Annotated in this window: 2 protein-coding genes; both read right to left on the bottom strand. The window is 36.9% G+C overall.

Features of this window, described 5'->3' with window-relative positions; translation table 11 throughout:
* On the bottom strand, positions 1 to 536 hold a 536-nt coding region (locus tag ENL20_06445; protein HHE38194.1), incomplete at its 3' end, for a SagB/ThcOx family dehydrogenase.
* Between the two features lie 214 nt (positions 537 to 750).
* Complete coding sequence (locus ENL20_06450; GenBank protein HHE38195.1) at positions 751 to 3,027, bottom strand: T9SS type A sorting domain-containing protein; 2,277 nt, start codon at positions 3,025 to 3,027, stop codon at positions 751 to 753.
* Positions 3,028 to 3,159 lie beyond the last annotated feature (132 nt).

The following is a 3,159-nucleotide window of genomic DNA, read 5'->3' on the forward strand; positions in this document are numbered from 1 at the left end:
AGTTGCTCCTCACGCAGTTTCATTTTTTCTTTTAAAGTTTTAGTATCGATAGCTCCTAAAACGACAGTTGCCAGATTTTCAGAAGCACAGAATAGATAAACATTCTGACTGATATAACCAACATCGGAAAAGACCATTATTTTTTTCAAGGTTTCATCATCGCCGAACATCACATATTTGGAAAGATCAGCCACAAAAATCAGATTTATGGGAGCAGTTTTGGGAAAATCAGTTCCCGGATTTCCGGTAAACTCCCGAATATCGATGTTATGAATCAGTTCCAGTTTATGATATTTTGGCGCATAAAGGAACAATCCTGATGTTGTTGCTACATAAATCTCGATCTCCTGCAGATTTAGTACTGAAGGAGCAGTTCTCATTCCGGATTCCGGACGGTTAATTCCAAATGCTGCCCAAAGTAGATTGGACAGCATTTGATCTGAAATTTCCTTTTCGATGAATTCACGAGTAGATTTTCTTTCGTTCAGAATCTTCAATAACGGTTTTTCCTCGATTTGAGGTTTTTCCAGTATTATTTCTTTTTCCTGTTGAGAATATAGAAAAAATCAGTAAAAGCAGTATCGATATCGATAACAATTTACTAAACTTCATTTCATTACCTTTTTTCCGTATCACCACAGTCCCTGTGGTTTTTCCTGACTCTGTAACACCACAGTCCCTGTGGTTTTCCTTTTTTGATAAGAGAATTATTATCCTTCACGATTTCTTTTTCCCATCTGGACGATGGGGTTACTTCATCAAAATAATCTTCCTTAAAGCAACAGATGAATTTGTTTTCAATTTGATGAAATAAATTCCGCTTGAAGTTGTTTTGTTTGAATTATCCTTTCCATTCCAGCGATAAACATAATTAGTCACAGTTTCTTTATTAATGATACTTTTCACTAATTGACCTTTGATATTATAAACTCCAAGACTTACAGGAAGTTGTCTGTCTTGTGAGTTTAATCGAAGCGAAATATTGGTAAACGGATTGAATGGATTTGGATAGACATTGATCCTGTTTTGAACAATGGATTCATTTATCTCATCGTTTCCTTCAATTCCGACAAAATCGGCAAAACCATCACCACCGAATGCTCCTATATCATTCGTTAAAGTTCCCATTGCCGGATAAAGAGCATATCCGGGATTTTCAGGATCTTCTACATCATTATAAGTTGAAGACGGATGTCCGGCATCGATGCAGGGAGAATCTTCCTGTAAGTGCCATAAAGCGGACAGACCGTCAAAATCAGGTCCGTCTCCATCACTTGGATTTACGAACATAGGATCTGCATCGATGTTTCCTAATCCACCATAACCTCCGGTTATACATGAATAAACAACAACAGGAGTTCCATTGATAAGGTTGAACATTTCTCCGGAATTGATAATTATTGAATTCTTAAAAACGGGAGCAGAACTAAAAATAAAGATCATTCCGGTATCACAAAGGTTATTGGCAATCGTATTATTTAAGAAAGTTGCGTCAGATGAATTTTTAAAGGTGATCACTCCACCTGTTGTGCCCGAATTATTCACGAAAATATTGTTCGTAACAGTTGGAATCGAACCGGTAAACCTGACCACACCTGAAGTTCCGACATTAGAATTGTTCGTGACAACATTATTATGAATTAGAACATCATCAGCATTGTTCAAATCTATTGCTGCACCTGTATTTGTTCCCGTATTATTGAAAATTCTGCAATTAATGATATCGACTTTTGCATCATCGATCGCGACTGCACTTCCAGCAGCATCAGAAATCAGACAATTGTTGAGAACATTATCTTCTTCTGTATTATTAAAGAAAAGACCATACCAGGAATTATCGGAACTAAAAATGATTTGTTCATCATCACGACCTTCAGCGTTTAGAAGTCCATAAATAGTAATAGAACTATTATCGATATTGATCTCTGTTCCCGGTTCGATCGAGAGGAAATCTCCTTCCGCAATTTCTGCATTTCCGGTTATTGAATAGGGACTATTGTCTGCATTCCATGCTCCTGAAAGATTGCCGGAGATATCTGATCCATCAGTAACCGTGATATAATCTTCGAGAGTTATTTCTGCATATTCTGTTCCGTCAAAGATCCTTAAAGTAACATCATAAGTCCCTTGCGTATCATAAAGGTAAAACGGATTTTCTCCGGTAATGTCAAATTCACCATCTCCATCGAGATCCCATTCCCATGACTCAATTCCATCGCTTGGTAAGGAATAACTGGTAAACTGAACACCTAAATTTGCCGGACCTGCCATTACATTCGAGCCAAACATCGGAACTAATCCTTCAAATGCTGTTTTTGTTCCCTGAAGAATTTCTTTTGTATCTGTGTCCTGAATAAAGGCTACAAATTCAGCATGTTCCAGTTCCCATTCTTCGTTAAAAGTGAAAGGTAAATTCAGGTTAATGATGTCGCCTTGAGAAAAATCGAGAGTTGTCCCAAACTGATTTGGAACCATTGTCCTTTCTACAAAATTAAGTTCGGTCTGTCCCTGCCAGTTATATTGGATTTCGGATTCGGTAACAACAAAGTGCAGAACCATATTCGTGCTTGAAGTTGCTGCAACTTTTTCAATTGTTGCATAAGCAACGAAATCTTCTCCCACAATTTGAACATCAAGATCGATAGTAAATGATGAATTGATGGCAATTCTTGTATTATAATGCGGCAAATATGAACTGTACATACTATTGGAATGACTGCCGCCGACAACATCTATCACTCCGTCAAAGAAAGCGGTCGGGAAACCTGTTACACCGTAATAATTGTTGCGATAATCCGAATAAGTGTTGGCAAAAGGATCACCATTATGATATTCGATTACGGCAACATCATGACCGTTTTCTACGAGATCATCCGCTCCCATTGCTGCTCCGGGACAATAAGTGCACCAGGCACCTGTTCCAATTTCTAAAACTACTTTGTCTCTCGGAACTTGTTGAGAGAAAAGAAATGTTGATAGCACAATTACAATTAATAAACTGATAATTCTTTTCATTTTTTCCTCCATCTTTTAAAATGTTTAGTCTAATATCAGACTAATCTTTTTGTTATTTTTTGATTTTATTGTTTTAATTCTTTATTTCTTAATTTTGTTTTTTATAATTAATATCTCTCCAGATTCAGTGGTGAAGCCAATGTA

The sequence above is a fragment of the Candidatus Cloacimonadota bacterium genome (assembly GCA_011372345.1).
Classification (GTDB): domain Bacteria; phylum Cloacimonadota; class Cloacimonadia; order Cloacimonadales; family TCS61; genus DRTC01.